Consider the following 25,736-nt stretch of genomic DNA (forward strand, 5'->3'; position numbering starts at 1 on the left):
GTGCCACGTCGGGTCGTCGTCCGGGTGCTGGTCGTGCTGACGCTCGTCCTCGGCTGGACGTACGTCGCCTGGCGCTGGTCGTCGTCGCTCAACCTCGCGGCGTGGTGGATCGCGGTCCCGCTCGTGGTCGCCGAGACGTACTCCCTGATCGACGTGACGCTGTTCGGCCTCACGATGTGGCGCGCCCGCGAGCGGCCCGCACCGCCGCCGCCCGCACCCGGTACGACCGTCGACGTGCTCGTCACCACCTACGACGAGCCCGTCGACCTCGTCATGCGCACGGCGCTCGCCGCGCAGCGGATCCGCCACCCGCACACCACGTGGGTCCTCGACGACGGTGCACGGCCCGCGCTGCGGGACGCCGCGCTGGCCGCCGGCGTCGGCTACGTCGTGCGCTCGCCGGACTGGGAGGGGCGCCCGCGGCACGCCAAGGCCGGCAACCTCAACAACGCGCTCCTGGTGACCGAGGGCGAGCTCGTGCTCGTGCTCGACGCGGACCAGGTGCCCGACCCCGCGATCCTCGACCGCACGGTCGGGTACTTCGACGACCCGCGCGTCGCGATCGTCCAGACGCCCCAGGTCTTCGACAACGTGCCGGTCGCCGACCCGCTGGGGAGCCAGGCGCCGCTCTTCTACGGCCCCATCATGCAGGGCAAGGACGGCTGGAACGCGGCGTTCTTCTGCGGCTCGAACGCCGTGCTGCGTCGCGACGCGCTCATGCAGCTCGGGCTCGTGGGGTACGTCGACGCGTCCCGGGCGGCGGTGCGCCGGGCGCTGCGCACCGCGCGCGCCGTGCTCGCGCGTGCCGCGCGCGAGGCCGCCGACCCGACGGTCGCCGACGCCCTCACGACGGTGCGCGCCGCGGCGGCCCGAGCGCAGCGGCGCCTGGACGGCGGTGATCCCCTGGGGCCCGTCACCTACGAGTTCCAGCGCGCCGTCGACGCGGCCTCCGGCACGCTCGTCGACGCGGACGTCGCCCGGATGCGGGCGGACCTCGAGCAGATCGCCGAGCTGCACGACGCGCACGGCACGCTCACGCTCGACCAGTCCGCGCTGACCCGGCTCGCCGCTCGCGACTGGTCCCCCCTCGGCGCCCTCGAGGCGGTCCGCGACCTGCTGCGCGCCGTCGACGTCGACCGGCACGACGAGGCGCAGGCGGTGCAGCCCGTCGCGACGGTGTCCGTCACCGAGGACATGGCGACCGCCATGGCGCTGCACGCCCTGGGGTGGCGCACGGTCTACCACCACGAGACCCTCGCGCACGGCCTCGCCCCCGAGGACCTCCCGACGATGCTGACGCAGCGGCTGCGCTGGGCCCAGGGCACCGTCCAGACGATGCTGCGGCGCAACCCGTGGCGCGTGCCGGGCCTCACCGTGGGCCAGCGCCTCATGTACTCCGCGACGATGTGGAGCTACCTGTCGGGTTTCGCCGCCGTGGTCTACCTCGTGGCGCCCGTCCTCTTCCTGCTCTTCGGGGTCATGCCGGTCACCGCGTGGAGCGTCGACTTCTTCGCCCGGTTCGTGCCGTTCCTCGTCGCGAGCCAGCTGCTGTTCCTCGTCGTGGCGCGCGGCCTGACCACCTGGCGCGGCCAGCAGTACGCGCTCGCGCTCTTCCCGGTGTGGATCCGCGCCTGCGTGACCGCCGCCGCGAACGTGTGGTGGGGCCGGCCGCTGGAGTTCGCGGTGACGCGCAAGGACGGGCGGTCGAGCACCGTCGCGTGGCGGCGCGTGCTGCCCCAGCTCGTGGCGATGGTCGTGCTGGTCGCCGCGGTGCCCGTCGGGCTGGCCCGCGCAGCGCTGGGCCTGTCCGCGTGGAGCGGCACGCTCGTCAACGTCGCGTGGGTCGGCTACGACCTCGTCGTCCTGGGCGTCGTCGTCCAGGCGCTGCGGTACCGCGGGTACCGGGCCGCCGGGCGCACGGAAGGAGAACGGTGATGGGTCTCGACCTCGACCTCGAGCTGCGGGACGGCAGGACGGCCGTGCTGCGGCTCGTGGGACGCCTGACGATGCTCGGCGCCGGCGACGTGCGCGCCGCCGTGGACCGCGCCGTCGACGCGGGGCACCCGCTCGTCGTGGTGGACCTGGCGGGCGTGCCGTTCATGGACTCCTCGGGGCTCGGCGTGCTCGTCGGCGGGCTGCGTGCGACCCGCGTCGCGCAGGGAGACCTGCGGATCGCCGGGGCCGGCGAGCAGGTCCGCGCGGTCCTCGAGCTCACCAGCATGGACCTCGTGCTGCGGCCGTACGCGCACGTGGACGACGCCCTGCGCGGCGACTAGGCCCCGCACCGTCCGGAGGCGGCGCCGCGACCCGCGGCCGGCCGGGCACGCCCCCTCTCCCCCGCGTCCCTGCCCTGCTGTGGCGGCCCGCGACCCGCGGTGCTTGGCTCGTGCCATGAGCGAGGACACCCCAGCCACCAGCACCGACCCCGCACTCGGCTCGGAGGGCGACAGCGACCAGCTGCCCGGCGAGGACACGCTCGTCGAGCGCGGCGTCGACGACCCGCTCGACGAGGGCGTCACCCCTCCCGAGCGTCCCCGGCCGCAGTCGACGCGGTTCGGCGAGACCGCCTGGGAGGAGTCGCGCGGCGAGACGCTCGACCAGCGCGTCGCGCAGGAGGAGCCCGAGGTCTGGGAGTCCGACGACGCACCGCCGCCGCCGCACCGCGACGAGCTGCGCGCGGGCCGCCTGGTCGAGGACGACGACGCCGTGGAGGCCGGCGGCACCGACGAGTTCGCGATCGACGCGGGCGTCTCGGGCGGCGCGGCGTCGGCCGAGGAGGCCGCCGTCCACCTGGTCGAGGAGGACTACGTCGGCGCCGCACCGACCGATGACGACGACGACCTCACGACCGACGACGAGGGCGCGCGGTACTGAGCGGGCGGTGAGGAGCGCACGCCGGGCCCGTCAGTCGCAGCAGCCGCGCGCCGGCGGGCCGTCGTCCGTCACGCCGTCGCGCCGACCGTCGACCTCGTGCGCACCCCGGCGGGCCCGGGTGCGCTCGGCGCGCTCCGCGAGCTCGGCGTCCGGCGGGTAGCCGACCTCCTCGAGCGTGAGCCCGTGCGCCGCGACGACGGTCGCACCGCCCTCGCGGCGGCGCGCGTCGAGCAGGTCGCGCGGCCACGTGACGGGCCGCCGCCCCTCCCCCACGGCGAGGCTCGCGCCGACCAGCGCCCGGACCATGGAGTGGCAGAACGCGTCGGCCTGCACGTGCGCGACGACGAGGCCCGCGTCGGCGCCGTCCGCGGGCCGTGCCCAGGCGAACTCCTCGAGCGTGCGGATCGTCGTCGCGTCGGGCCGGGGCTTGCAGTAGGCCGCGAAGTCGTGCCGCCCCACGAGCGTGCGCGCCGCGGCGTCCATGGCGTCGACGTCGAGCGGGCGCCGGTGCCACAGCACCGCGGCGCGGCGCAGCGGGTCGCGTACCGCGGGCTCGTCGCACACGCGGTAGGCGTAGCGCCGTCGCAGCGCCGAGAAGCGCGCGTCGAAGCCGTCCGGCGCGCGCGTCACCGACCGCACCACGAGGTCCGACGGCAGCACGCCGGCCAGGCGCGCGGTCAGCGCCTCGACGTCCGCGCGGTCCGAGCGTCCGCGCGCCGCGGCCAGCGCCCCCGCGACGACGTCGACGTGCGCGACCTGACCGCGCGCGTGCACGCCCGCGTCGGTGCGGCCCGCGACCGTCACGCGCGGCGGCGCCTCCCCGCGGGGCCCCGCCCGCAGGACCGTCGCGAGCCCGTCCTCGAGCACGCCCTGCACGGTCCGCAGCCCCGGCTGCCGCGCCCACCCGGCGTAGTCCGTGCCGTCGTACGCGAGGTCCAGGCGCAGGCGGACGAGGTCGGCGGGCGTGCTGGTCACGGGCCCACGGTAGCGGTGGGGCTACCGTGGTGACGTGCCCGTCGAGCCCTACACGCTGGCCGTGGACTGCGGTGGCAGCGGCATCAAGGCGTCGGTGCTCGACGCCGCCGGCACGCTGCACGCACCCCCGGTGCGCGTTCCCACGCCCTACCCGCTGCCCCCGGAGCGCCTCGCCGAGACGATCGCGGGGATCGCGGCCGGGCTGCCGCCGGCGCAGCGCGCGACGGTCGGCGTGCCCGGGATGATCCGGCACGGCGTCGTCGTCGCGACCCCGCACTACGTGACCCGCTCCGGGCCGCGGACCGCCGTCGTGCCCGAGCTGCTCGCGGCGTGGCAGGGCTGCGACGTCCGGGCCCTGCTCGCCGAGCGCCTGGGGCTTCCCACGCTCGTGCTCAACGACGCCGAGGTGCACGGCGCGGGCGTCGTCTCGGGCACGGGGCTCGAGCTGGTCCTCACGCTCGGCACGGGCCTGGGGTCGGCGTTGTTCGACGGCGGCCGGATCGCGCCGCACCTCGAGCTGTCGCACGCCCCCGTGCGCTGGGGCACGACGTACGACGCGTACGTGGGCGAGCACGAGCGCGCCCGACTCGGCGACGCGCTGTGGTCGCGCCGGGTCCGCAAGGTCGTCGACGGGTTCCGGCCCGTGTTCCGCTGGGACCGCCTCTACCTGGGCGGCGGCAACTCACGACGCATCACGGCGTCCACGCTCGACAGGCTCGGCGACGACGTGGTCGTCGTGCCGAACCAGGCGGGCATCGTCGGTGGCGTGCGTGCCTGGGGGCTCGCCGAACCGCACGGCTGACGCCTCGCGCGCGTCCACGTCGTCGAGGACGTCGAGCAGCACGCGCGTGAAGCGGACGGGCTGCACGAGGCTCACGAGGTGCGTCGCGTGCGGCACCACGACGAGGTGGCCGTCGCGGCACGCCGCCAGGAACCGTCGCTCGTCACCACGGAAGTGGTCCCAGCGCCCGTTGACGAGCCACACGGGAGCGGCGACGCGCGCGAGGTCCGCCAGCGGCGTCGCGTCCCGCATGGCCCGCATCGTGTCGCCCACGACGTCGAGGGCGAACCCACCCGCCGCGACGTCGGCGGCGGCCTGCGGCGGCAGCACGCGGTCGACCAGCGCCTGGTTGATCGCCGCGCCGCGGTCGGGCAGCCGGGCGAAGAACCCGTCCGCGGCCAGCCCCCAGGCGCGGACCACCGCGGCGCGCGGCACGGTGCAGCACGCCGCCGCGACGAGCCCCGCGACCTGCTGCGGGTGCCTCGCGGCGTGCGCGATCGCGGTGTACCCGCCGAGCGACAGGCCGACGACGACGGCGCGTCCTCCCACCGCCTCGACGCCGGCCGCGACCGCGTCGACCGCGCCGTCGAGCGTGAACGTCTCGTCGAGGCGGTGCCCGTGCCCGGGCAGGTCGACCGCGAGGGCCGTGCGCCCGGTGGCGGTGAGCGCCTCCACCTGCGCGCGCCACATGGTGCGCGACGCCCGCAGCCCGTGCACCAGCACCACGGGCACCTGCCGCTCGTCCATGCGCACGACGCTAGCCCTCCCCGGCAGGCGTTCGCCTTTCGACGGGTGCCGCGCCCGGACGCCCGCCGGTCCAGCGGCGACGACGCCTCGCCCCGGGACGACGCAGGGCCCGGACACCGTGCGGTGTCCGGGCCCTGCGGGTGCGACGCGGCTCAGGCCTTGTCGTCGGCCTTCGCGTCCTCGACCGGGGCGTCCTCGACGGGCGCGTCCTCGACCGGGGCGTCCTCGACGGGGGCGTCCTCGACGGGCTTCTCCGCCTTGGGCGCGGCCTTCGCGGTGGCCTTCGTGGCCTCCTTGACGACGGCCTGCTTGGGCGACAGCGGCTCGAGCACGAGCTCGATGACGGCCATGGGGGCGTTGTCGCCCTTGCGCGGACCGATCTTGGTGATGCGCGTGTAGCCGCCCTGACGGTCGGCGACGGCGGGCGCGATCTCCGTGAACAGGGCGTGCACGACGCCCTTGTCCTTGACGACGGTGAGCACGCGACGGCGCGCGTGCAGGTCGCCGCGCTTGGCGAACGTGATGAGACGCTCGGCCAGCGGGCGCAGGCGCTTGGCCTTCGTCTCGGTCGTCGTGATCCGCTTGTGCTCGAACAGCTGCGTCGCGAGGTTCGCGAGGATCAGCCGCTCGTGCGCCGGGCTACCACCGAGCCGGGGACCCTTGGTGGGCGTGGGCATGGTCTCTACTCCTTGAGTTCTCAGTGAGGGCGACGCCCCGCAGCCGGCGCGTCAGCGCCTGGCTGCGGGCAACGGCTGCGTCAGTACTGCTCGTCCTCGACGAAGTCGGTCTCGTCGTCCCCGTAGTAGGCGCCGGCGGCCGTGGGGTCGAAGTCCAGCGGGCTGTCCTTGAGCGTGAGGCCCAGCTCGGCCAGCTTCTCCTTGACCTCGGTGATCGACTTCGCACCGAAGTTGCGGATGTCCAGCAGGTCCGCCTCGGACCGCGCCACGAGCTCGCCCACCGTGTGGATGCCCTCGCGCTTGAGGCAGTTGTACGACCGGATCGTCAGCTGCAGGTCCTCGATCGGCAGCGCGAGGTCGGCGGCGAGCGCGGCGTCCGTCGGCGACGGGCCGATCTCGATGCCCTCGGCCTCGACGTTGAGCTCGCGCGCCAGGCCGAACAGCTCGACGAGCGTCTTGCCGGCCGACGCCAGGGCGTCGCGCGGGCTGATCGCCGGCTTGGTCTCGACGTCGACGATGAGCTTGTCGAAGTCCGTGCGCTGCTCGACACGCGTCGCCTCGACCTTGTAGGTCACCTTGAGGACGGGCGAGTAGATCGAGTCGACCGGGATCCGGCCGATCTCGGCGTCGAACGACTTGTTCTGGTTCGCCGAGACGTAGCCGCGGCCGCGCTCGACGGTCAGCTCGATCTCGAGCTTGCCCTTCTCGTTGAGCGTCGCCAGGTGCAGCTCGGGGTTGTGGACCTCGACACCCGCGGGCGGGACGATGTCCGCACCGGTGACGTCACCCGCACCCTGCTTGCGCAGGTACATCACGACCGGCTCGTCGTTCTCCGAGGAGACGACGAGGTTCTTGATGTTGAGGATGATCTCGGTGACGTCCTCCTTGACGCCCGGGACCGTCGAGAACTCGTGCAGCACGCCGTCGATCCGGATGGAGGTGACGGCGGCCCCCGGGATGGACGACAGCAGCGTCCGGCGCAGGGAGTTGCCGAGCGTGTAGCCGAAGCCGGGCTCGAGAGGCTCGATGGAGAACCGCGAGCGGTGCTCCGAGATGACCTCTTCGGTCAGGGTGGGGCGCTGTGCGATCAGCACGGTGGGATTCCTCTCCGCGAGCGTCCGCCATATGACGCTTTCGCAGGTACTACGTGCCTGGACGTGCCTCGGTCCGCATGTCCGGGCGAAGGTGCGGTCGGGTCCGACGTACCGCCGCTCGGCGTCCCGTGCGGGACGCCGGACGCGGCGGACGCGCGAGGGCCGGGACCGGTGCGCGGACGCACGGTCCCGGCCTGCGGCGTGTCAGACGCGGCGACGCTTCGGCGGACGGCAGCCGTTGTGGGCCTGCGGCGTCACGTCCTGGATCGAGCCGACCTCGAGGCCGGCGGCGGTGAGCGAGCGGATCGCGGTCTCGCGACCCGAGCCCGGGCCCTTTACGAAGACGTCGACCTTGCGCATGCCGTGCTCCTGGGCACGACGCGCGGCGGCCTCGGCGGCGAGCTGCGCGGCGAACGGCGTCGACTTGCGCGAGCCCTTGAAGCCCACCTGGCCCGACGACGCCCAGGCGATCACGGCGCCCGACGGGTCGGTGATGGACACGATGGTGTTGTTGAACGTGCTCTTGATGTGCGCCTGGCCGTGGGAGACGTTCTTCTTCTCCTTGCGGCGCGGCTTGCGCACGGCGGTGCGGGACTTGGGAGGCATGTCTTCTTCTCTCGGGGTCTGCGGTTCGGTGGGCCGACGGGCGGGCGGTCAGCGACGGGCGCGACCGGCCCGCGACGTCACTTGCGCCCGGCCTTCTTCTTGCCGGCGACGGTGCGCTTGGGGCCCTTGCGGGTACGCGCGTTGGTCTTGGTGCGCTGACCGCGCACCGGGAGGCCGCGGCGGTGACGCAGACCCTCGTAGGAGCCGATCTCGACCTTGCGGCGGATGTCGGCCGCGATCTCGCGGCGCAGGTCGCCCTCGAGCTTGAAGCTGCCCTCGAGGAAGTCGCGGAGCGCGACGAGCTCGGTGTCGCCGAGGTCCTTGACCCGGACGTCGGGGCTGATGCCGGTGGCGGCGAGGGCCTGGTGCGCACGCGTGCGCCCGACCCCGAAGATGTAGGTGAGGGCGACCTCGACCCGCTTGTCGCGGGGAAGGTCGACGCCGATGAGACGTGCCATGTGCCTGGTGGCTCCTGTACTGCGTTCGGAGGTCTGCCGCACCGTCCCCCCGCGTCTTCTCGCGGGCCCCAGCCTCCGAGCTGGGGGTTCGCCGTGGTCACGACCCGGGGGTCGTCCTCACGGAGCGGCGGTGCGCTTGCTGCCCCGGTCAGGGGCGGTGGTGCAGGTGGCTGCTCAGCCCTGGCGCTGCTTGTGGCGCAGGTTCTCGCAGATCACCTGGACGCGACCGTGCCGGCGGATCACCTTGCACTTGTCGCAGATCTTCTTGACGCTCGGCTTGACCTTCATCGCTCGTTCCTCCGCCGCCGTGCACCGGGCCGAGGCCCGGGGAGACGGCGTGTCGATGGGGGTGGTTACTTGTAGCGGTAGACGATGCGCCCGCGGGACAGGTCGTACGGGCTGAGCTCGACGACCACCCGGTCCTCGGGGAGGATCCGGATGTAGTGCTGGCGCATCTTGCCCGAGATGTGGGCGAGCACCTTGTGGCCGTTCGCGAGCTCCACACGGAACATCGCGTTGGGCAGCGCTTCGACAACGCTGCCCTCGATCTCGATGACGCCGTCCTTCTTGGCCATGTCCTCCGCTAACTGTCGTACTGACGGGTGCTGCTGCAGGCTCGCCTCGCGACGGACCCACGACCCCCGCGCCACCGGCGGCTCCGGACGTGCCGGAACCCGCTGGACGGTCGTGGGGCGGCTGGGCACCGATCCCGCCACCGACAGGTGGGTATCACGGAACGCACAACCAACGAACCATCATACGCCATCGCGGGCCCGGTCCGGAACGGCCGGGAACCGGGTCGTGCGGACCCCGTCGCCGGTGCCCCGCCCCGGCGTACGCGACGTCAGAGCGACGCGATCTCGACGCCGAGCGCGCGCAGCCGCGCCGCTCCCCCGTCGCGGGCCGTCAGCACGACGATGCCGTCCTCGAGGATCGCCACGGAGTGCTCCCAGTGCGCCGCGCGCGCACCGTCGTCGGTCACGACCGTCCAGTCGTCGGCGAGCACGTGGTTCGCCTCGGCGCCGCGCACGAGCATCGGCTCGACGGCGACGCACAGGCCGGCCCGCAGCTTGGTGCCGCGATCCTTCGTGCGGTAGTTCGGGACGTCGGGCGGCTGGTGCATCGCCGTCCCGATGCCGTGACCCACGTAGTCCTCGACGGTGCCGTAGGGGGCGGCGGCGGCCTCGACCACGTCCTCGACGGCCTCGCCGACGGCGCCGAGCCGCCCGCCCGGCGTCGCGAGCGCGGCGATGCCCGCCCAGAGCGCGTCCTCGGTCGTCGTCACGAGCGCGACGTCGGCGGGGTCGGCCGGCTCGAGGACCGCGGAGAACGCCGAGTCGCCGTGCCAGCCGTCGACGATCGCGCCGCAGTCGACGGACACGACGTCGCCGGGCTGCAGGACCCGGCTCCCCGGGATCCCGTGGACGATCTCCTCGTTGACCGAGACGCACAGGCTCGCCGGGTACCCGTGGTAGCCGAGGAACGAGGGCGTCGCACCGGCGGAGCGGATGACGTCCTCCGCGACGGCGTCGAGCTCGGCCGTCGTCACGCCCGGCGCGAGCGCGCCGCGTACCGCGTCGAGCGCGTCGGCGACCACGAGACCCGCGCGGCGCATGATCGCCACCTGCTCGGGCGTCTTGTACTCGATCTTCTCGCGGCCGAACACGGGCTGCTCCTCAGGACAGGACGGGGGCCAGCGCGGCGACGAGGCGCTCGGTGACCTCGTCGACCTCGCCCAGCCCGTCGACCTGCGCGAGGACGCCGCGCGCGGCGTAGACCTGCGAGATGGGCGCGGTCTGCTCGGCGTAGACGTCGAGGCGGTGACGGATGACGTCCTCCGTGTCGTCCGCCCGCCCCTCGATCTCGGCGCGCCTGGTCAGCCGCTCGACCACGACCTGCGGGTCGACGGTCAGCTCGACCGCGAGGTCGAGCTGCTGGCCCGCCGCGGCGAGCATCTCGTCGAGCGCCGCGACCTGGGCGACGTTGCGCGGGTACCCGTCCAGCAGGAACCCGTCCACCGCGTCCGACTGCGCGAGGCGGTCGCGCACGAGCTCGTTCGTGAGCTCGTCCGGCACGAGCGCACCCGACGCGGTGATGTCCTGCACGCGACGACCCAGCTCGGTGCCGTTCTTGATGTTGGACCGGAAGATGTCGCCGGTCGAGATGGCCGGGACACCCAGCCGCTCGGCGAGACGGACGGCCTGCGTGCCCTTGCCCGCCCCCGGGGGGCCCAGGAGGACCAGACGTGCGCTCAACGGAGGAACCCTTCGTAGTGCCGCTGCTGCAGCTGCGACTCGATCTGCTTGACGGTCTCGAGCCCGACGCCGACGACGATGAGGATCGACGCGCCGCCGAACGGGATGTTGCTGCCGACGTCGAGCACGATGAAGGCGATCGTCGGGATGAGCGCGACGAGCGCGAGGTAGATCGACCCGGGCGCGGTGATCCGCGTGATCACGTAGTCGAGGTACTCGGCGGTGGGACGCCCGGCGCGGATGCCGGGGATGAACCCGCCGTACTTCTTCATGTTGTCGGCGACCTCGTCCGGGTTGAACGTGATGGCCGTGTAGAAGTAGCAGAAGAAGATGATCAGCAGCACGTAGATGCCGATGTGCAGCGGCGCCTCGGGGGCCGCGACGTAGCGCGTGATCCACTGCACCCAGCCGGCCGTCGGGTCGCCGAACTGCGCGATCAGCGTCGGCACCGCGAGCAGCGACGACGCGAAGATCACGGGGATGACGCCGGCCATGTTGATCTTGATCGGGATGTAGGTGCTCGACCCGCCGTACATGCGGCGCCCGACCATGCGCTTGGCGTACTGCACCGGCACGCGGCGCTGCGACTGCTCGACGAACACCACGAGCGCGATCACCAGGACGATGATGCCCATCACGGCGAGGAACTTGCCGATGCCGCCGGCGCCGCCAGCGATCGACCACATGGCGCCGGGGAACGACGCGGCGATCGACGTGAAGATGAGCAGCGACATGCCGTTGCCGACGCCGCGCTCGGTGATGAGCTCGCCGAGCCACATGATGAGGCCGGTGCCCGCGGTCATGGTGATGACCATGATGAGCAGCGTGATCCACGAGTCGTCGGGGATGACGTCGACGGTGCAGCCCTGGAACAGGTTGCCGCTGCGCGCGAACGTGATGATCGTCGTCGACTGCAGGACGGCCAGGCCGATCGTGAGGTAGCGCGTGTACTGCGTGAGCTTGGCGGTGCCCGCCTGGCCCTCCTTGTGGAGCTCCTCGAACTTGGGGATCACCACGCGCAGCAGCTGGATGATGATGCTCGCCGTGATGTACGGCATGATCCCGAGCGAGAACACCGACAGCTGCAGCAGCGCACCGCCGCTGAACAGGTTCACCAGCCCGAGCAGGTCGTTGTCCGCGGTGCGGTCGATGCAGATCTGCACGTTCGGATAGCTCACCCCGGGGGTGGGCAGGAACGAGCCTGCGCGGAACACCACCATGATCCCGATGGTGAAGAGCAGCTTGCGCCGCAGGTCGGGCGTCCTGAACGCCCTCGCGAATGCACCGAGCACCTGTCGTCCTCCTGCTGTGTGGGCCGTCCACCGACCCCGTCGCCGTCGATGAGCGGGACGGACCGCCGGGAAAGCCTACCCTGCGGCTCGCGCCGCCCTGCACGACGTCCGTGCGCGGCGTGCGGGCCGCGCGTCTGAAACGTTCCGGATCACGCCGACGGCGCTCCGTGGCGCGCCCCGCACACCACAGCGGGCGGCCCCGGTGGAACCGGGACCGCCCGCTGTGTCATTGCTGTGCGCCACGGGCGCCGCGCGGACGTCAGTCCTGCGCGACGCTGCCGCCGGCCGCCACGATCTTGTCCTTCGCGGACGCGGAGTACGCGTCGACCGCGACGGACACCTTGACCGTGAGCTCGCCGGTGCCGAGCACCTTGACGGGACGGCCCTTGCGGACCGCGCCCTTGGCGACCAGGTCGGCGACCGTCACGTCGCCGCCGTCCGGGTACAGCGCCGAGAGCTTGTCCAGGTTGACGACCTGGTACTCGACGCGGAACGGGTTCTTGAAGCCGCGGAGCTTGGGCAGCCGCATGTGCAGCGGCATCTGCCCACCCTCGAAGCGGTCCGGCACCTGGTAGCGCGCCTTGGTGCCCTTGGTACCACGACCCGCCGTCTTGCCCTTCGACGCCTCACCACGACCCACACGGGTCTTGGCGGTCTTGGCGCCGGGGGCCGGACGCAGGTGGTGCACCTTGAGCGTGCCGCCCGCACCGGGGGCCGCCGCGGCCTCGGCCGCCGCCTTCGCGGCAGCGGTCGGGGCCTTCTTCTTCGCCGGAGCCGTCTTCTCGGCCGCGGCCGAGGACTCCGTCGTGGCGGTCGCCTTGGCCGGAGCCTTCTTGGCGGGAGCCTTCTTCGCCGGAGCCTTCTTCTCGGCCGCAGCCGTGGTCTCCGTCGCCTTCTCGTCGGCCTTCTTGTCGTCGGCCATGGTCACTCGACCTCCTCGACCGCGACGAGGTGCGTCACCGTCTTGACCATGCCGCGGATCTCAGGACGGTCCTCCTTGACGACGACGTCGCCGATCCGCTTGAGGCCCAGGGTGCGCAGCGTGTCGCGCTGGTTCTGCTTGCCGCCGATGGCGGACCGGGTCTGGGTCACCTTGAGACGCGCCATCACGCACCCGCCTTCGCGGCCGCCGAGGCCGCACGGCCCTCGGCCTGCGCCCGCAGCAGCGGAGCCGGCGCGACGTGGTCGAGCGCCAGCCCACGACGGGCGGCGACGGCCTCGGGCTCCTCGAGGGAGCGCAGGGCCTCGACCGTGGCGTGCACGATGTTGATCGCGTTGGACGACCCGAGCGACTTGCTGAGCACGTCGTGGATGCCGGCGCACTCGAGCACCGCGCGCACCGGACCACCGGCGATCACACCGGTACCGGGGGACGCGGGACGCAGGAAGACGACGCCGGCGGCCTTCTCACCCTGGACGGGGTGCGGGATGGTGCCCTGGATGCGGGGGACGCGGAAGAAGTTCTTCTTCGCCTCCTCGACACCCTTGGCGATCGCCGCGGGCACCTCCTTGGCCTTGCCGTAGCCGACGCCGACCGTGCCGTCGCCGTCACCCACCACGACGAGCGCGGTGAAGCTGAAGCGACGGCCGCCCTTGACGACCTTCGCGACACGGTTGATCGTCACGACGCGCTCGACGAACGCGCTCTTCTCGGCGGCGTCACCGCGCCGCCCGCCGTCACGACGGCCGCCGTCCCGGCGGTCGCCGCCGGTGCCGCCGGCACCGGTGTTGCTGCGCTGAGGAGCAGCCATCAGAAAGTCCTCTTCTTCGATGCGGAGTTCGTCGTCACAGGGCCAGACCACCCTCACGGGCGCCGTCGGCGACCGCGGCCACACGGCCGTGGTACTTGTTGCCGCCGCGGTCGAACACGACCGCCTCGACACCCGCAGCCTTGGCACGGGCCGCGACGAGCTCGCCGACCTTCTTCGCCTTGGCGGTCTTGTCGCCGTCGTGGCCGCGCAGGTCGGCCTCGAGGGTCGACGCCGACGCGACGGTCTTGCCGAGGCCGTCGTCGACGACCTGGGCCGTGATGTGACGCGCGGACCGCGTCACGACGAGGCGGGGACGCGCAGCCGTGCCGACGACCTTCTTGCGCAGGCGCAGGTGGCGGCGGCGACGGGCGATGGTCGTGCCCTTGCCCTTGATGCTGATCGCCATGGCTTACTTCCCAGCCTTTCCGACCTTGCGGCGCACGTTCTCGCCCGCGTACCGCACGCCCTTGCCCTTGTACGGCTCGGGCTTGCGGATCTTGCGGATGTTCGCGGCGACCTCGCCGACCTGCTGCTTGTCGATGCCCTCGACCGAGAACTTCGTCGGGGTCTCGACCGCGAACGTGATGCCCGCCGGCGGCTCGACGACGACGGGGTGGCTGAAGCCGAGCGCGAACTCGAGGTTGCTGCCCTTCGCCGTCACGCGGTAACCGGTGCCGACGATCTCGAGCTTCTTGGTGTAGCCCTCCGTGACGCCGGTGACCAGGTTGGCCAGCAGCGTGCGGGTCAGGCCGTGCAGCGAGCGCGAGGCGCGCTCGTCGTCGGGACGCGTCACCACGAGGGCGCCGGCGTCGTCGCGGTCCACCGCGATGGGGGCGGCGACCGTGTGGGTGAGCTCCCCCTTGGGGCCCTTCACCGTCACCACGCGGCCGTCGATCGTCACGTCGACACCCGAAGGCACCGGGACGGGGATCCTGCCGATTCGAGACATGGCTGTTCTCCTCTCCGTCTCGGGCTTACCAGACGTAGGCGAGGACTTCCCCGCCCACACCCTTCTTGGCTGCCTGCTTGTCGGTCAGCAGGCCGGAGGACGTGGACAGGATCGCCACGCCCAGGCCGCCGAGCACCTTCGGCAGGTTGGTCGACTTGGCGTACACGCGCAGGCCCGGCTTGGACACGCGCTTGACGCCGGCGAGCGCACGCTCGCGGTTGGGGCCGTACTTCAGGGTGATCGTGAGGTTCTTGCCCACGGGGGCGTCCTCGACGGTCCAGCCCGAGATGTAGCCCTCGGCCTGCAGGATCTCGGCGATGTGGCTCTTGAGCTTCGAGAACGGGATCGTCACCGTGTCGTGGTGCGCCGAGTTCGCGTTGCGCAGACGCGTCAGGAAGTCTGCGATCGGGTCGGTCATGGTCATCGGGCGTTCGCCCTTTCTCGCCGGGGTATCCGCGGCCCCGCCAGGGGGCCGCGGACCTACCGACGTCCGGTGGTTCTTACCAGCTGCTCTTGGTCACGCCGGGGAGCTCGCCACGGTGGGCCATCTCCCGCACGCAGATCCGGCACAGGCCGAACTTGCGGTACACCGAGTGCGGACGACCGCACTTCTGGCAGCGCGTGTACCCGCGGACCGCGAACTTCGGCTTCGCGGCCGCCTTGTTGATGAGGGCGGTCTTCGCCATGGTCAGTTCTCCTTGAACGGGAAGCCGAGGAGCTTGAGGAACGCGCGCCCCTCGTCGTCCGTCGTCGCGGTCGTGACGACCGTGATGTCCATGCCGCGGACCCGGTCGATCTTGTCCTGGTCGATCTCGTGGAACACCGACTGCTCGGTCAGACCGAACGTGTAGTTCCCGTTGCCGTCGAACTGCTGCGGCGACAGCCCGCGGAAGTCGCGGATGCGCGGAAGCGCGATGTTCAGCAGGCGGTCCAGGAACTCCCAGGCCCGGTCGCCGCGCAGCGTGACGTGCGCGCCGATCGGCATGCCCTCGCGCAGCTTGAACTGCGCGATCGACTTGCGGGCCTTCGTGACCTGCGGCTTCTGACCCGTGATCTGGGTCAGGTCGCGGATCGCGCCCTCGATGAGCTTGGAGTCCTTCGCGGCCTCGCCGACGCCCATGTTGACGACGACCTTGACCAGCCGCGCGACCTGGTTGATGTTCTCGTGGCCGAACTGCTCGAAGAGCGCCGGCTTGATCTCCTCGGCGTAGCGCGTCTTCAGACGCGGCAGGGCCGGGGCCTCGATGGTGGTCTCGGTCATCAGATGTCCTTACCGGAGCGCTTGGCGACGCGGACGCGCACGGTGCGCGTGCGGCCGTCCCGCTCGACCTGCTCGGTGCGGTAGCCGACCCGGGTGCCCTTCTTGGTCTCCGGGTCCACGAGCATCACGTTGCTGATGTGGATGGGGGCCTCGACGGTCTCGATGCCACCGGTGCGGGTGCCGCGGGCCGACTGGCCCGCCTTGACGTGCTTCTGCACGCGCTGCACGCCCTCGACCACGACGCGCTGCGTCTCGGGGAGCACCTCGAGCACGCGGCCCTGCTGCCCCTTGTCGCGGCCCGAGATGACGACGACCAGGTCGCCCTTCTTGATCTTCGCCATGGTCAGAGCACCTCCGGAGCCAGCGAGATGATCTTCATGAACTTCTTGTCGCGCAGCTCGCGGCCCACGGGGCCGAAGATGCGGGTGCCGCGCGGCTCGCCGTCGTTCTTGAGGATCACCGCGGCGTTCTCGTCGAACTTGATGTACGAGCCGTCGGGACGCCGGCGCTCCTTGCGGGTGCGCACGACGACCGCCTTGACGACGTCGCCCTTCTTGACGTTGCCGCCGGGGATCGCGTCCTTGACGGTGGCGACGATGACGTCGCCGATACCGGCGTAGCGACGGCCGGAGCCGCCGAGCACACGGATGCAGAGAATCTCCTTCGCACCCGTGTTGTCGGCGACACGCAGTCGCGACTCCTGCTGGATCATCTAGCTACTCCTGTCGTCTGGCGGGTTCTCGGTCTGCCGTGGCGCCGAGCCTGGCCATACGGATGGTTGCCGTGGTGCACACGCCGCGGGCGGGCGGGCCCGCCCGCGCCGTGGGCAACTGTCATGGTGCTGCTTGCAGGTGCCGGCGACCCCACGAGGGGGCCGCCGGCCCGTGTCACTTGGCCTTCTCGAGGATCTCGACGACGCGCCAGCGCTTGGTTGCCGACAGCGGCCGGGTCTCCATGATCTCGACCAGGTCGCCGATGCCGGCGCCGTTCAGCTCGTCGTGCGCCTTCACCTTGCTGGTACGGCGGATGACCTTGCCGTACAGCGGGTGCTTGACGCGGTCCTCGACCTCGACGACGACGGTCTTGTCCATCTTGTCGGATACGACGTAGCCGCGACGGGTCTTGCGGTAGCCGCGGGGGTCCGTCGTCGCCGTGGTCTGCTCGTGCTTCGTGCTCATGAGTGCCTCACTCCGCGCTCGGGGCGGTCCGGATGCCGAGCTCGCGCTCGCGCAGGATCGTGTAGATGCGCGCGATGTCCTTGCGGACGGCCTTGAGGCGCCCGTGGCTCTCGAGCTGACCGGTCGCGGACTGGAAGCGGAGGTTGAACAGCTCCTCCTTGGCCTTCTTCAGCTCGGCGACCAGCTTCTCGTCGTCGAAGGTGTCCAGCTCGCTGGGAGCCAGATCCTTGGTTCCGATAGCCATCAGTTACCACCCTCGCGCACGATGAAACGTGTCTTCATCGGGAGCTTGTGCTGCGCGCGGCGCATGGCCTCACGCGCGAGCGGCTCCGGGACGCCGGCGAGCTCGAACATGACTCGGCCGGGCTTGACGTTGGCGATCCACCACTCGGGCGAGCCCTTGCCGGAACCCATGCGGGTCTCGGCGGGCTTCTTCGTGAGGGGACGGTCCGGGTAGATGTTGATCCAGACCTTCCCACCACGCTTGATGTGGCGGGTCATGGCGATACGAGCAGCCTCGATCTGCCGGTTGGTGACGTAGGCGGGCTCGAGAGCCTGGATGCCGAACTCACCGAACGAGATCGTGGTGCCACCGGTCGAGGCGCCGGAGCGCTTCGGGTGGTGCTGCTTGCGGTGCTTCAGCCTGCGCGGGATCAGCACGGCTCAGGCCTCCGTTCCGGACTCGGTGGGCGCCTCCGCCGCGGGCGCCTGCTCGGCGGCCGGGGCGGGAGCGTCCTGACGCTCGGTACGACGACCGCCGCCGCGAGGACCGCGGTCGCCACGGTCACCACGCGGGCCACGCGAGGGGCGGGGAGCCTGCGAGGCCTGCTCGCGTGCCCACTCCTTCTCGGTGACGTCGCCCTTGTAGACCCAGACCTTCACGCCGATGCGGCCGAAGGTCGTGCGGGCCTCGAAGAAGCCGTAGTCGATGTTCGCGCGCAGCGTGTGCAGCGGCACACGACCCTCGCGGTAGAACTCCGTGCGGCTCATCTCCGCACCGCCGAGGCGGCCGGAGACCTGCACGCGGATGCCCTTGGCACCGGCGCGCTGGGCCGACTGGATGCCCTTGCGCATGGCACGACGGAACGACACGCGGCTCGCGAGCTGCTCGGCGATGCCCTGGGCGACCAGCTGAGCCTCGATCTCGGCGTTCTTGACCTCGAGGATGTTCAGCTGGACCTGCTTGCCCGTGAGCTTCTCGAGCTCGCCACGGATGCGGTCGGCCTCCGCACCACGACGCCCGATGACGATGCCCGGGCGGGCGGTGTGGATGTCGACGCGCACACGGTCACGCGTGCGCTCGATCTCGACCTTGGCGATGCCGGCGCGCTCGAGACCCGTGCTCATGAGCTTGCGGATCTGCACGTCCTCGCGCACGTAGTCGCGGTACCGCTGGCCCGGCTTCGTCGAGTCCGCGAACCACCGCGACCGGTGGTCGGTCGTGATGCCGAGGCGGTACCCGAGCGGGTTGACCTTCTGTCCCACTAGCGGGTCCCTCCCTTGGTGGAGGTCGCCTTCTCGCGCTGCGAGATGACGACCGTGATGTGGCTCGTGCGCTTCATGATCCGACCGGCGCGACCCTGCGCGCGCGGGCGGAAGCGCTTGAGCGTCGGGCCCTCGTCGACGAAGACCTCCGAGATGTAGAGGTCTGCCTCGTCGAGGCGCTCGCTGTTGCGCTTGGCCCCCTCGACCGCGTTCGCGACCGCGGACTGCACCGTCTTGAGGACGGGCTCCGCCGCGGCCTGCGGCGCGAACTTCAGCACCGCCACGGCCTCGGCCGCCTGCTTGCCACGGATGAGGTCCACGACGCGGCGGGCCTTCTGGGGCGTGACGCGGACGAACCGCGCCTTCGCCTTGGCTTCCATCGCTGTCCTGCTCTCTTGTCTCTGCCGTCAGGGCGTCACCAGGCTGACCGGGGTCAGCGGCGACGGCCCTTCCGGTCGTCCTTCTCGTGGCCGCGGAACGTCCGCGTCGGAGCGAACTCGCCGAGCTTGTGCCCGACCATCGACTCCGTCACGAAGACCGGGGTGTGCTTGCGGCCGTCGTGGACCGCGAAGGTGTGGCCGAGGAAGTCGGGCGTGATCATCGAGCGACGCGACCACGTCTTGATGACGTTCTTCGTGCCGGCCTCGTTCTGCGCGTCGACCTTCTTCTGCAGGTGGCCGTCGACGAACGGGCCCTTCTTGAGGCTGCGAGGCATTCTCTCGGGCTCCTATCAGCGCTTCTTGCCGGTGCGCCGACGGCGCACGATGAGCTTGTCGCTCGGCTTGTTCGGACGACGGGTGCGGCCCTCGGGCTGACCCCACGGGCTCACCGGGTGGCGGCCACCGGAGGTCTTGCCCTCACCACCACCGTGCGGGTGGTCGATCGGGTTCATGGCGACACCGCGGACGGTCGGGCGCTTGCCCTTCCAGCGCATACGGCCGGCCTTGCCCCAGTTGATGTTCGACTGCTCGGCGTTGCCCACCTCGCCGACCGTGGCGCGGCAGCGCAGGTCGACGTTGCGGATCTCGCCGGACGGCATGCGCAGCTGCGCGTACGGCCCGTCCTTGGCGACGAGCTGCACCGACGCACCGGCCGAGCGGGCGATCTTCGCGCCGCCACCGGGCTTGAGCTCGATGGCGTGGATGACCGTACCGGTCGGGATGTTGCGCAGGGGCAGGTTGTTGCCGGGCTTGATGTCGGCGCCGGGGCCGGCCTCGAGCACGTCACCCTGCTGCACCTTGTTGGGGGCGATGATGTAGCGCTTCTCGCCGTCCGCGTAGTGCAGGAGCGCGATGCGCGCCGTGCGGTTGGGGTCGTACTCGATGTGCGCGACCTTGGCCGGCACGCCGTCCTTGTCGTGACGACGGAAGTCGATCACGCGGTAGGCGCGCTTGTGCCCGCCACCCTGGTGACGCGTCGTGACGCGGCCGGTGGAGTTGCGGCCACCCGTCTTGTGCAGCGGGCGGACCAGCGACTTCTCGGGCGTCGAGCGCGTGATCTCCACGAAGTCGGCGACGCTCGAGCCGCGGCGGCCGGGCGTCGTCGGCTTGTACTTACGGATTCCCATGGGAGTTCGTCCTCTTCGCTCTCGGTCAGCCGACCGGTCCGCCGAAGATGTCGATCGAGCCCTCGCGGAGGGTGACGATCGCACGCTTCGTGTTCTTGCGGCGGCCGATGCCGAAGCGGGTCCGGCGGGCCTTGCCCTGACGGTTCGCGGTGTTGACCGACTCGACCTTGACGCCGAAGACCTGCTCGACGGCGATCTTGATCTCGGTCTTGTTGGCCCGCGGGTCCACGAGGAACGTGTACTTGCCCTCGTCGAGCAGGCCGTAGCTCTTCTCCGAGACGACCGGCGCGATCAGGATGTCGCGCGGGTCCTTACCGACGGCGGTCACTTCGTCTCCTCGTTGGCCTCGGCCTCGGTGGCGACGGCCTTCGCACCCTTGGCAGGGCCGGCGAGGAACGCGTCGAGCGCGCCCTGCGTGAAGACCACGTCGTCCGAGATGAGGACGTCGTAGGTGTTGAGCTGGTCGGCGACGAGCAGGTGCACCCGCTCGACGTTCCGCAGCGACTTCCAGGTGATCTCGTCCTGGCGCTCGACGACCACGAGGACGTGCTTGCGACCGGAGAGGTTGTCGAGCACCGCGAGAGCGGCCTTGGTCGACGGGACCTCGCCCGGGGCGAAGCCCGTGACGACGTGGACGCGGCCGGCACGCGCGCGGTCCGAGAGAGCACCGCGGAGCGCCGCGGCCTTCATCTTCTTCGGGGTCCGCTGCGAGTAGTCGCGGGGGGTCGGGCCGTGGACGGTGCCACCGCCGGCGAACTGCGGCGCACGGGTCGAGCCCTGACGGGCGCGGCCGGTGCCCTTCTGCTTGTACGGCTTCTTGCCACCGCCGCGGACCTCGCCGCGGGTCTTGGTGTCGTGGGTGCCCTGGCGCGCGGCGGCGAGCTGGGCGACGACGACCTGGTGGATCAGCGGGACGTTCGTCTGCACGTCGAAGACGTCACCGGGCAGGTCGGCCGTGCCGGCCTTCTTGCCCTTCTCGTCGAGGACGTCGACGGTCAGCGTGTCGCTCATCGAGGTCACGCACCCTTCGCAGCGGTACGCACGACGACGACGCCGCCCTTGGGGCCGGGAACCGCGCCCTTGACGAGCAGCAGACCCTTCTCTGCGTCGACCGCGTGCACGGTCAGGTTCTGGGTGGTCTGACGGGCGACGCCCATCCGACCGGCCATGCGCAGGCCCTTGAAGACGCGCGACGGGGTCGAGGCCCCGCCGATCGAGCCGGGCTTGCGGTGGTTGCGGTGCGCACCGTGGGAGGCGCCGACGCCGGAGAAGCCGTGACGCTTCATGACACCGGCCGTGCCCTTGCCCTTGGTGGTGCCGATGACGTCGACCACCTGGCCGGCCTCGAAGGCCCCCGCGGTGATCTCCTGGCCGAGCGTGAACTCGGCGGCGTTCGGCGTACGGATCTCGGCCACGTGCCGACGGGGGGTGACCCCCGCCTTCTCGAAGTGACCCTTGAGCGGCTTGGTGACCTTGCGCGGGTCGATCTGGCCGTAGGCCAGCTGGACCGCGGCGTAGCCGTCGCTCTCAGCGGAGCGGACCTGCGTCACGACGTTGGTGCCGACGGCGATGACCGTGACCGGCACGAGGCGACCGGCCTCGTCCCACAGCTGCGTCATGCCGAGCTTGGTGCCGAGCAGCGCCGTGACGGGGCGCGCGTTCTGCTGGGTAGCCATGAAAGATCAGTCCCTTCCCAGCGATCAGAGCTTGATCTCGATGTTCACGTCCGCGGGCAGGTCGAGACGCATGAGCGAGTCGACGGCCTTCGGCGTGGGGTCGATGATGTCGATGAGCCGCTTGTGCGTGCGCATCTCGAAGTGCTCGCGGCTGTCCTTGTACTTGTGGGGCGACCGGATGACGCAGAAGACGTTCTTCTCCGTCGGCAGCGGCACCGGACCCACGACCGACGCACCAGCGCGAGTCACCGTGTCGACGATCTTGCGCGCCGAGCTGTCGATGACCTCGTGGTCGTAGGACTTGAGCCTGATGCGGATCTTCTGTCCCGCCATGGCGTCGTCTACTTCTCTCTCTCGAACCGGTCCTGTCCGACCCCCGCACTCGGGCGTGTCGCTGTTCGCGACGCGCCTCGGCGCTCGCGCACCGTTCCCGGACGGGGGCCGTGGTTGTCGTCCGCCCCCCGTCGGGTGACCCCGAGGGTCTGGGCGTCCGCCACGTCTGTTCGCCCAGCGATGGGCGCGCGTGAACGCACACCCCAGCGGGCAACCCCGACAGTCTGCCAGACGCGGGCCGCAAAGCCAACTCCCCTGGTCCGGACCGCTGCCGTCGGCCGGCCGGGGACGACGCAGGGCCCGGGAGCCGAAGCTCCCGGGCCCTGCGTGTGGATCAGCCCCGAGGGGCGGTGATCACTTGATGATCTTCGTGACCCGGCCCGAGCCGACGGTGCGGCCACCCTCGCGGATGGCGAAGCCGAGGCCCTCCTCCATCGCGATGGGCTGGATGAGCGTCACCGAGATCTCGGTGTTGTCGCCGGGCATGACCATCTCGGTGCCCTCGGGCAGCGTGATGACGCCGGTGACGTCGGTCGTCCGGAAGTAGAACTGCGGACGGTAGTTGCCGTAGAACGGGTTGTGACGGCCACCCTCGTCCTTGGACAGGATGTAGACCTGGCCCTCGAACTCGGTGTGCGGCGTGATCGAACCCGGCTTGACGACGACCTGGCCGCGCTCGACCTCCTCGCGCTTCGTGCCGCGCAGGAGCAGGCCGACGTTCTCGCCCGCCTCGGCGTAGTCGAGGAGCTTGCGGAACATCTCGACACCGGTGACGGTGGTCTTGATCGCCTTCTCCTTGATGCCGACGATCTCCACCTCCTCGTTCACCTTGAGCTGACCGCGCTCGACACGACCGGTGACGACGGTGCCACGACCGGTGATCGTGAAGACGTCCTCGATCGGCATGAGGAACGGCTTGTCGATGTCGCGCACCGGGTCCGGCACGTTCTCGTCGACGGCGTCGAGCAGGTCCTCGACCGACTTGACCCACTGCGGGTCGCCCTCGAGCGCCTTGAGGCCCGAGACGCGGATGACCGGGGCGTTGTCGCCGTCGAACTCCTGCGACGACAGCAGCTCGCGGACCTCCATCTCGACGAGCTCGAGGATCTCCTCGTCGTCGACCATGTCGGACTTGTTGAGCGCGACGAGCAGGTACGGGACGCCGACCTGACGGGCGAGCAGGACGTGCTCACGCGTCTGGGCCATCGGGCCGTCGGTCGCCGCGACCACGAGGATGGCGCCGTCCATCTGCGCCGCACCCGTGATCATGTTCTTGATGTAGTCGGCGTGACCGGGGGCGTCGACGTGCGCGTAGTGACGCTTCTCGGTCTGGTACTCGACGTGCGCGATGTTGATCGTGATACCGCGCTGCTTCTCCTCGGGCGCCTTGTCGATCTCGTCGAACGGCGTGAAGGGGTTCAGCTCCGGGTACTTGTCGTGCAGCACCTTCGAGATCGCGGCGGTCAGCGTCGTCTTGCCGTGGTCGACGTGACCGATGGTCCCGATGTTGACGTGCGGCTTGGTCCGCTCGAACTTCGCCTTGCCCACTGGGTGTCCTCCTCAGGACTTGGTAGAGATTGCCCGACGGCAGCCACCTGACGGTACCTGCGCGGCGTGCGGTCCTACGGGTCGGATGTGTTGCTGGTACTGCGGGGGTCGACCTGTGGGACTACTCGCCCCGGGTCTTCTTGATGATCTCGTCGGCAACGTTCCGAGGAACCTCGGCGTAGCTGTCGAACTGCATCGAGTAGACGGCACGACCCTGGGTCTTCGACCGCAGGTCACCGACGTACCCGAACATCTCGGAGAGCGGCACCTGGGCGCGGATGACCTTCACGCCCGTCGCGTCCTCCATGGACTGGATCATGCCGCGTCGCGAGTTGATGTCGCCGATGACGTCGCCCATGTAGTCCTCGGGCGTGCGCACCTCGACGGCCATGATCGGCTCGAGGAGGGCCGGGTCCGCCTTGCGCACCGCCTCCTTGAGGATCATCGAGCCCGCGATCTTGAACGCCATCTCCGAGGAGTCGACGTCGTGCGCGGCACCGTCGAGCAGGATCGCCTTGATGCCCACGAGCGGGTAGCCCGCGAGGACACCGAGCTGCATCGCGCTCTGGATGCCGGCGTCGACCGACGGGATGTACTCGCGCGGGACGCGGCCACCGGTGACCTTGTTCTCGAACTCGTACAGCTCGCCCTCGGCCGGGTCGAGCGGCTCGAAGGTCATCTGGACCTTGGCGTACTGGCCCGAGCCACCGGTCTGCTTCTTGTGCGTGTAGTCGATCTTCTCGACCGCACGGCGGATGGTCTCGCGGTACGCGACCTGCGGCTTGCCGACGTTGGCCTCGACCTTGAACTCGCGACGCATGCGGTCGACGAGGATGTCGAGGTGGAGCTCGCCCATGCCGCCGATGACGGTCTGGCCGGTCTCCTCGTCGAGCTTCACGCGGAAGGTCGGGTCCTCCTCGGCGAGCTTCTGGATGGCCGTGGAGAGCTTCTCCTGGTCGGCCTTCGTCTTCGGCTCGATCGCCACGTCGATGACGGGCTCCGGGAAGGTCATCGACTCGAGGATCACCGGCGCGGCCGGGTCGCACAGGGTGTCACCGGTGGTGACGTCCTTGAGACCGATGAACGCGTAGATGTGGCCGGCCTGCGCCTCGGGGACGGGGTTCTCCTTGTTGGAGTGCATCTGGAAGAGCTTCCCGATGCGCTCCTTCTTCCCCTTGGTCGAGTTGAGCACCGCGGCGCCCTGCTCGACCTTGCCCGAGTACACGCGGACGTAGGTCAGCTTGCCGAAGAACGGGTGCGCCGCGACCTTGAACGCGAGGGCCGAGAACGGCTCCGCGGCGTCGGGGTGACGCTCGACGACGATCTCGGGGTCCTTGACGTCGTGACCCTCGACCGCCGCGACGTCCAGGGGCGTCGGCAGGTAGTCGATGACGGCGTCGAGCATGGGCTGCACGCCCTTGTTCTTGAACGCCGAGCCGCACAGGACCGGGTAGGCGGACGACGTGACCGTGAGCTGGCGGATGCCGGCCTTGATCTCGGCGACCGTGAGCTCCTCGCCGCCGAGGAACTTCTCCAGCAGCTCGTCGCTCGTCTCGGCGACGGCCTCGAGGAGCTCGGCGCGGTACTGCTCCGCCTTCTCCTGCAGGTCGGCCGGGATGTCCTCGATCTCGTACTTCTCGCCGAGGGCGGTCTCGCCCCGCCACACCAGGGCGCGCATCTCGACCAGGTCCACGACGCCGATGAAGTCGTTCTCGGAGCCGATCGGCAGCTGGATGACCAGCGGCTTGGCCTTCAGGCGGTCGACGATCGTCTTGACCGTGAAGTAGAAGTCGGCGCCCAGCTTGTCCATCTTGTTGACGAAGCAGATGCGCGGGACGTCGTACTTGTCGGCCTGGCGCCAGACGGTCTCCGACTGGGGCTCGACGCCCTCCTTGCCGTCGAACACCGCGACCGCGCCGTCGAGGACGCGCAGCGAGCGCTCGACCTCGACCGTGAAGTCCACGTGACCGGGGGTGTCGATGATGTTGATCTGGTTGTTCTTCCAGTAGCAGGTCGTCGCGGCCGACGTGATCGTGATGCCGCGCTCCTGCTCCTGCTCCATCCAGTCCATCGTCGAGGCGCCGTCGTGCGTCTCACCGATCTTGTAGTTGACCCCCGTGTAGAACAGGATCCGCTCGGTGGTCGTCGTCTTTCCGGCATCGATGTGCGCCATGATGCCGATGTTGCGGACCTTCGTGAGGTCCGTCAGCACGTCCAGTGCCACGTGTT

38 protein-coding genes are annotated in these 25,736 nt (G+C 70.8%); 4 read left to right on the top strand and 34 right to left on the bottom strand.

The genetic code is table 11. The annotated features are described in order from the left end of the window. From CS2_RS06705 to CS2_RS06715, 3 genes are all read left to right on the top strand, one after another. Complete coding sequence (locus tag CS2_RS06705) at positions 1 to 1,935, top strand: glycosyltransferase family 2 protein (protein WP_070319392.1); 1,935 nt, start codon at positions 1 to 3, stop codon at positions 1,933 to 1,935. Then, positions 1,935 to 2,276, top strand: a complete 342-nt coding sequence (locus CS2_RS06710) for an STAS domain-containing protein (protein ID WP_070319393.1) — start codon at positions 1,935 to 1,937, stop codon at positions 2,274 to 2,276. The genes CS2_RS06705 and CS2_RS06710 overlap by 1 nt, the downstream gene beginning before the upstream one ends. Positions 2,277 to 2,391: 115 nt before the next feature. After that, entirely contained in the window at positions 2,392 to 2,874 is a 483-nt protein-coding gene (locus CS2_RS06715; protein WP_046528968.1) for a DUF5709 domain-containing protein, read from the top strand. 30 nt (positions 2,875 to 2,904) lie between these two features. Here CS2_RS06715 and truA read toward each other — a convergent pair whose 3' ends face one another. Then, the gene (gene truA, locus CS2_RS06720; protein ID WP_070319394.1) at positions 2,905 to 3,849 is read right to left on the bottom strand and encodes a tRNA pseudouridine(38-40) synthase TruA; all 945 of its coding nucleotides are present in this window, start codon (positions 3,847 to 3,849) and stop codon (positions 2,905 to 2,907) included. 34 nt (positions 3,850 to 3,883) lie between these two features. Here truA and CS2_RS06725 point away from each other — a divergent pair, with 34 nt between their 5' ends. Continuing rightward, entirely contained in the window at positions 3,884 to 4,651 is a 768-nt protein-coding gene (locus CS2_RS06725; RefSeq protein ID WP_046528970.1) for an ROK family protein, read from the top strand. Here CS2_RS06725 and CS2_RS06730 read toward each other — a convergent pair. The 33 genes from CS2_RS06730 to fusA form a co-directional block, all read right to left on the bottom strand. Continuing rightward, the gene (locus CS2_RS06730; protein ID WP_082739936.1) at positions 4,532 to 5,377 is read right to left on the bottom strand and encodes an alpha/beta fold hydrolase; all 846 of its coding nucleotides are present in this window, start codon (positions 5,375 to 5,377) and stop codon (positions 4,532 to 4,534) included. The genes CS2_RS06725 and CS2_RS06730 overlap by 120 nt on opposite strands. Before the next feature lie 152 nt (positions 5,378 to 5,529). Further along, positions 5,530 to 6,054 carry a 50S ribosomal protein L17 gene (gene rplQ / locus CS2_RS06735; RefSeq protein WP_070319395.1) on the bottom strand — a complete coding sequence of 175 codons (525 nt, stop codon included), beginning with the start codon at positions 6,052 to 6,054 and terminating at the stop codon, positions 5,530 to 5,532. 80 nt (positions 6,055 to 6,134) lie between these two features. Continuing rightward, complete coding sequence (locus tag CS2_RS06740; RefSeq protein WP_046528972.1) at positions 6,135 to 7,148, bottom strand: DNA-directed RNA polymerase subunit alpha; 1,014 nt, start codon at positions 7,146 to 7,148, stop codon at positions 6,135 to 6,137. Positions 7,149 to 7,352: 204 nt separating this feature from the next. Beyond that, positions 7,353 to 7,754: a 30S ribosomal protein S11 gene (rpsK, locus tag CS2_RS06745; RefSeq protein ID WP_046528973.1), complete on the bottom strand. Its 402-nt coding sequence runs from the start codon at positions 7,752 to 7,754 to the stop codon at positions 7,353 to 7,355. A gap of 77 nt (positions 7,755 to 7,831) precedes the next feature. After that, positions 7,832 to 8,212, bottom strand: coding sequence for a 30S ribosomal protein S13 (rpsM, locus tag CS2_RS06750; RefSeq protein WP_046528974.1), 381 nt, complete (start codon positions 8,210 to 8,212; stop codon positions 7,832 to 7,834). A gap of 174 nt (positions 8,213 to 8,386) precedes the next feature. After that, positions 8,387 to 8,500 carry a 50S ribosomal protein L36 gene (gene rpmJ, locus CS2_RS06755; protein ID WP_013117849.1) on the bottom strand — a complete coding sequence of 38 codons (114 nt, stop codon included), beginning with the start codon at positions 8,498 to 8,500 and terminating at the stop codon, positions 8,387 to 8,389. Between the two features lie 65 nt (positions 8,501 to 8,565). Further along, on the bottom strand, positions 8,566 to 8,787 hold the full coding sequence (infA, locus tag CS2_RS06760; protein ID WP_012867920.1) for a translation initiation factor IF-1: 222 nt from the start codon (positions 8,785 to 8,787) through the stop codon (positions 8,566 to 8,568). A 269-nt stretch (positions 8,788 to 9,056) separates the two neighbouring features. Further along, positions 9,057 to 9,878 (bottom strand): type I methionyl aminopeptidase, encoded by an 822-nt coding sequence (gene map, locus CS2_RS06765; protein WP_070319396.1) that lies wholly within the window; start codon positions 9,876 to 9,878, stop codon positions 9,057 to 9,059. Between the two features lie 10 nt (positions 9,879 to 9,888). Next, a complete protein-coding gene (locus CS2_RS06770) occupies positions 9,889 to 10,467 on the bottom strand; it encodes an adenylate kinase (protein WP_046528976.1) in 579 nt (192 codons plus the stop codon). Continuing rightward, a complete protein-coding gene (secY, locus tag CS2_RS06775) occupies positions 10,464 to 11,759 on the bottom strand; it encodes a preprotein translocase subunit SecY (RefSeq protein ID WP_046528977.1) in 1,296 nt (431 codons plus the stop codon). Before secY ends, CS2_RS06770 begins: the two co-directional genes overlap by 4 nt. Before the next feature lie 259 nt (positions 11,760 to 12,018). Next, positions 12,019 to 12,681: a 50S ribosomal protein L15 gene (gene rplO, locus CS2_RS18495; RefSeq protein ID WP_082131421.1), complete on the bottom strand. Its 663-nt coding sequence runs from the start codon at positions 12,679 to 12,681 to the stop codon at positions 12,019 to 12,021. 2 nt (positions 12,682 to 12,683) lie between these two features. Further along, complete coding sequence (rpmD, locus tag CS2_RS06785; protein WP_013117860.1) at positions 12,684 to 12,866, bottom strand: 50S ribosomal protein L30; 183 nt, start codon at positions 12,864 to 12,866, stop codon at positions 12,684 to 12,686. Next, positions 12,866 to 13,510: a 30S ribosomal protein S5 gene (gene rpsE / locus CS2_RS06790; protein ID WP_070319397.1), complete on the bottom strand. Its 645-nt coding sequence runs from the start codon at positions 13,508 to 13,510 to the stop codon at positions 12,866 to 12,868. The genes rpmD and rpsE overlap by 1 nt, the downstream gene beginning before the upstream one ends. Before the next feature lie 34 nt (positions 13,511 to 13,544). Beyond that, the gene (gene rplR / locus CS2_RS06795; protein ID WP_046528979.1) at positions 13,545 to 13,916 is read right to left on the bottom strand and encodes a 50S ribosomal protein L18; all 372 of its coding nucleotides are present in this window, start codon (positions 13,914 to 13,916) and stop codon (positions 13,545 to 13,547) included. 3 nt (positions 13,917 to 13,919) lie between these two features. Further along, positions 13,920 to 14,459: a 50S ribosomal protein L6 gene (gene rplF, locus CS2_RS06800; RefSeq protein ID WP_046528980.1), complete on the bottom strand. Its 540-nt coding sequence runs from the start codon at positions 14,457 to 14,459 to the stop codon at positions 13,920 to 13,922. Positions 14,460 to 14,484: 25 nt separating this feature from the next. After that, complete coding sequence (gene rpsH / locus CS2_RS06805; RefSeq protein ID WP_046528981.1) at positions 14,485 to 14,883, bottom strand: 30S ribosomal protein S8; 399 nt, start codon at positions 14,881 to 14,883, stop codon at positions 14,485 to 14,487. A gap of 76 nt (positions 14,884 to 14,959) precedes the next feature. Then, entirely contained in the window at positions 14,960 to 15,145 is a 186-nt protein-coding gene (locus CS2_RS06810; protein ID WP_046528982.1) for a type Z 30S ribosomal protein S14, read from the bottom strand. 2 nt (positions 15,146 to 15,147) lie between these two features. Further along, positions 15,148 to 15,720: a 50S ribosomal protein L5 gene (gene rplE, locus CS2_RS06815; protein WP_046528983.1), complete on the bottom strand. Its 573-nt coding sequence runs from the start codon at positions 15,718 to 15,720 to the stop codon at positions 15,148 to 15,150. After that, positions 15,720 to 16,061: a 50S ribosomal protein L24 gene (rplX, locus tag CS2_RS06820; protein WP_046528984.1), complete on the bottom strand. Its 342-nt coding sequence runs from the start codon at positions 16,059 to 16,061 to the stop codon at positions 15,720 to 15,722. Before rplX ends, rplE begins: the two co-directional genes overlap by 1 nt. Before the next feature lie 2 nt (positions 16,062 to 16,063). Then, positions 16,064 to 16,432 (bottom strand): 50S ribosomal protein L14, encoded by a 369-nt coding sequence (gene rplN, locus CS2_RS06825; protein ID WP_013770175.1) that lies wholly within the window; start codon positions 16,430 to 16,432, stop codon positions 16,064 to 16,066. 175 nt (positions 16,433 to 16,607) lie between these two features. Next, a complete protein-coding gene (gene rpsQ, locus CS2_RS06830) occupies positions 16,608 to 16,898 on the bottom strand; it encodes a 30S ribosomal protein S17 (protein WP_046528985.1) in 291 nt (96 codons plus the stop codon). Positions 16,899 to 16,905: 7 nt separating this feature from the next. Then, positions 16,906 to 17,142, bottom strand: a complete 237-nt coding sequence (gene rpmC / locus CS2_RS06835; protein ID WP_046528986.1) for a 50S ribosomal protein L29 — start codon at positions 17,140 to 17,142, stop codon at positions 16,906 to 16,908. Beyond that, positions 17,142 to 17,558 carry a 50S ribosomal protein L16 gene (gene rplP, locus CS2_RS06840; protein WP_046528987.1) on the bottom strand — a complete coding sequence of 139 codons (417 nt, stop codon included), beginning with the start codon at positions 17,556 to 17,558 and terminating at the stop codon, positions 17,142 to 17,144. Before rplP ends, rpmC begins: the two co-directional genes overlap by 1 nt. 3 nt (positions 17,559 to 17,561) lie before the next feature. After that, positions 17,562 to 18,383 (bottom strand): 30S ribosomal protein S3, encoded by an 822-nt coding sequence (gene rpsC, locus CS2_RS06845; protein ID WP_046528988.1) that lies wholly within the window; start codon positions 18,381 to 18,383, stop codon positions 17,562 to 17,564. Further along, a complete protein-coding gene (rplV, locus tag CS2_RS06850; RefSeq protein ID WP_046528989.1) occupies positions 18,383 to 18,763 on the bottom strand; it encodes a 50S ribosomal protein L22 in 381 nt (126 codons plus the stop codon). Before rplV ends, rpsC begins: the two co-directional genes overlap by 1 nt. Positions 18,764 to 18,816: 53 nt before the next feature. Then, positions 18,817 to 19,098, bottom strand: coding sequence for a 30S ribosomal protein S19 (rpsS, locus tag CS2_RS06855; protein WP_013117874.1), 282 nt, complete (start codon positions 19,096 to 19,098; stop codon positions 18,817 to 18,819). A gap of 15 nt (positions 19,099 to 19,113) precedes the next feature. Then, the gene (gene rplB / locus CS2_RS06860; protein WP_046528990.1) at positions 19,114 to 19,950 is read right to left on the bottom strand and encodes a 50S ribosomal protein L2; all 837 of its coding nucleotides are present in this window, start codon (positions 19,948 to 19,950) and stop codon (positions 19,114 to 19,116) included. 25 nt (positions 19,951 to 19,975) lie between these two features. After that, positions 19,976 to 20,278: a 50S ribosomal protein L23 gene (gene rplW / locus CS2_RS06865; RefSeq protein WP_046528991.1), complete on the bottom strand. Its 303-nt coding sequence runs from the start codon at positions 20,276 to 20,278 to the stop codon at positions 19,976 to 19,978. Continuing rightward, the gene (rplD, locus tag CS2_RS06870) at positions 20,275 to 20,961 is read right to left on the bottom strand and encodes a 50S ribosomal protein L4 (RefSeq protein WP_046530713.1); all 687 of its coding nucleotides are present in this window, start codon (positions 20,959 to 20,961) and stop codon (positions 20,275 to 20,277) included. Before rplD ends, rplW begins: the two co-directional genes overlap by 4 nt. 5 nt (positions 20,962 to 20,966) lie before the next feature. Further along, positions 20,967 to 21,626, bottom strand: coding sequence for a 50S ribosomal protein L3 (gene rplC / locus CS2_RS06875; protein WP_046528992.1), 660 nt, complete (start codon positions 21,624 to 21,626; stop codon positions 20,967 to 20,969). Positions 21,627 to 21,650: 24 nt separating this feature from the next. Then, positions 21,651 to 21,959, bottom strand: a complete 309-nt coding sequence (gene rpsJ / locus CS2_RS06880) for a 30S ribosomal protein S10 (protein WP_013117879.1) — start codon at positions 21,957 to 21,959, stop codon at positions 21,651 to 21,653. A 354-nt stretch (positions 21,960 to 22,313) separates the two neighbouring features. Beyond that, complete coding sequence (gene tuf, locus CS2_RS06885) at positions 22,314 to 23,507, bottom strand: elongation factor Tu (RefSeq protein WP_046528993.1); 1,194 nt, start codon at positions 23,505 to 23,507, stop codon at positions 22,314 to 22,316. 121 nt (positions 23,508 to 23,628) lie between these two features. Continuing rightward, positions 23,629 to 25,731 (bottom strand): elongation factor G, encoded by a 2,103-nt coding sequence (gene fusA, locus CS2_RS06890; protein ID WP_046528994.1) that lies wholly within the window; start codon positions 25,729 to 25,731, stop codon positions 23,629 to 23,631. Positions 25,732 to 25,736 lie beyond the last annotated feature (5 nt).

The organism is Cellulomonas iranensis NBRC 101100 = JCM 18110, from assembly GCF_001552375.1.
Classification (GTDB): Bacteria; Actinomycetota; Actinomycetes; order Actinomycetales; family Cellulomonadaceae; genus Cellulomonas; species Cellulomonas iranensis.

Bases quoted from the DNA above. Each gene is read 5' to 3' on its own strand.
- rpsQ (WP_046528985.1), bottom strand. From the start codon at position 16,898: ATGAGCACGAAGCACGAGCAGACCACGGCGACGACGGACCCCCGCGGC.
- rplQ (WP_070319395.1), bottom strand. From the start codon at position 6,054: ATGCCCACGCCCACCAAGGGTCCCCGGCTCGGTGGTAGCCCGGCGCAC.
- rpsE (WP_070319397.1), bottom strand. From the start codon at position 13,510: ATGGCTGCTCCTCAGCGCAGCAACACCGGTGCCGGCGGCACCGGCGGC.
- rplO (WP_082131421.1), bottom strand. From the start codon at position 12,681: ATGGCCGACGACAAGAAGGCCGACGAGAAGGCGACGGAGACCACGGCT.
- rpsM (WP_046528974.1), bottom strand. From the start codon at position 8,212: ATGGCACGTCTCATCGGCGTCGACCTTCCCCGCGACAAGCGGGTCGAG.
- rplD (WP_046530713.1), bottom strand. From the start codon at position 20,961: ATGAGCGACACGCTGACCGTCGACGTCCTCGACGAGAAGGGCAAGAAG.
- rpmC (WP_046528986.1), bottom strand. From the start codon at position 17,142: ATGGCTATCGGAACCAAGGATCTGGCTCCCAGCGAGCTGGACACCTTC.
- rplN (WP_013770175.1), bottom strand. From the start codon at position 16,432: ATGATCCAGCAGGAGTCGCGACTGCGTGTCGCCGACAACACGGGTGCG.
- rpmD (WP_013117860.1), bottom strand. From the start codon at position 12,866: ATGGCGCGTCTCAAGGTGACCCAGACCCGGTCCGCCATCGGCGGCAAG.
- infA (WP_012867920.1), bottom strand. From the start codon at position 8,787: ATGGCCAAGAAGGACGGCGTCATCGAGATCGAGGGCAGCGTTGTCGAA.
- rplX (WP_046528984.1), bottom strand. From the start codon at position 16,061: ATGGCGAAGATCAAGAAGGGCGACCTGGTCGTCGTCATCTCGGGCCGC.
- CS2_RS06730 (WP_082739936.1), bottom strand. From the start codon at position 5,377: ATGGACGAGCGGCAGGTGCCCGTGGTGCTGGTGCACGGGCTGCGGGCG.
- rplE (WP_046528983.1), bottom strand. From the start codon at position 15,720: ATGACCGAGACCACCATCGAGGCCCCGGCCCTGCCGCGTCTGAAGACG.
- rplC (WP_046528992.1), bottom strand. From the start codon at position 21,626: ATGGCTACCCAGCAGAACGCGCGCCCCGTCACGGCGCTGCTCGGCACC.
- rpsK (WP_046528973.1), bottom strand. From the start codon at position 7,754: ATGCCTCCCAAGTCCCGCACCGCCGTGCGCAAGCCGCGCCGCAAGGAG.
- rplB (WP_046528990.1), bottom strand. From the start codon at position 19,950: ATGGGAATCCGTAAGTACAAGCCGACGACGCCCGGCCGCCGCGGCTCG.
- rpsH (WP_046528981.1), bottom strand. From the start codon at position 14,883: ATGACCATGACCGACCCGATCGCAGACTTCCTGACGCGTCTGCGCAAC.
- CS2_RS06710 (WP_070319393.1), top strand. From the start codon at position 1,935: ATGGGTCTCGACCTCGACCTCGAGCTGCGGGACGGCAGGACGGCCGTG.
- CS2_RS06810 (WP_046528982.1), bottom strand. From the start codon at position 15,145: ATGGCGAAGACCGCCCTCATCAACAAGGCGGCCGCGAAGCCGAAGTTC.
- rplR (WP_046528979.1), bottom strand. From the start codon at position 13,916: ATGGCGATCAGCATCAAGGGCAAGGGCACGACCATCGCCCGTCGCCGC.
- rpsS (WP_013117874.1), bottom strand. From the start codon at position 19,098: ATGCCTCGCAGCCTCAAGAAGGGCCCGTTCGTCGACGGCCACCTGCAG.
- CS2_RS06715 (WP_046528968.1), top strand. From the start codon at position 2,392: ATGAGCGAGGACACCCCAGCCACCAGCACCGACCCCGCACTCGGCTCG.
- rpsJ (WP_013117879.1), bottom strand. From the start codon at position 21,959: ATGGCGGGACAGAAGATCCGCATCAGGCTCAAGTCCTACGACCACGAG.
- rplF (WP_046528980.1), bottom strand. From the start codon at position 14,459: ATGTCTCGAATCGGCAGGATCCCCGTCCCGGTGCCTTCGGGTGTCGAC.
- rplV (WP_046528989.1), bottom strand. From the start codon at position 18,763: ATGGAAGCCAAGGCGAAGGCGCGGTTCGTCCGCGTCACGCCCCAGAAG.
- rpmJ (WP_013117849.1), bottom strand. From the start codon at position 8,500: ATGAAGGTCAAGCCGAGCGTCAAGAAGATCTGCGACAAGTGCAAGGTG.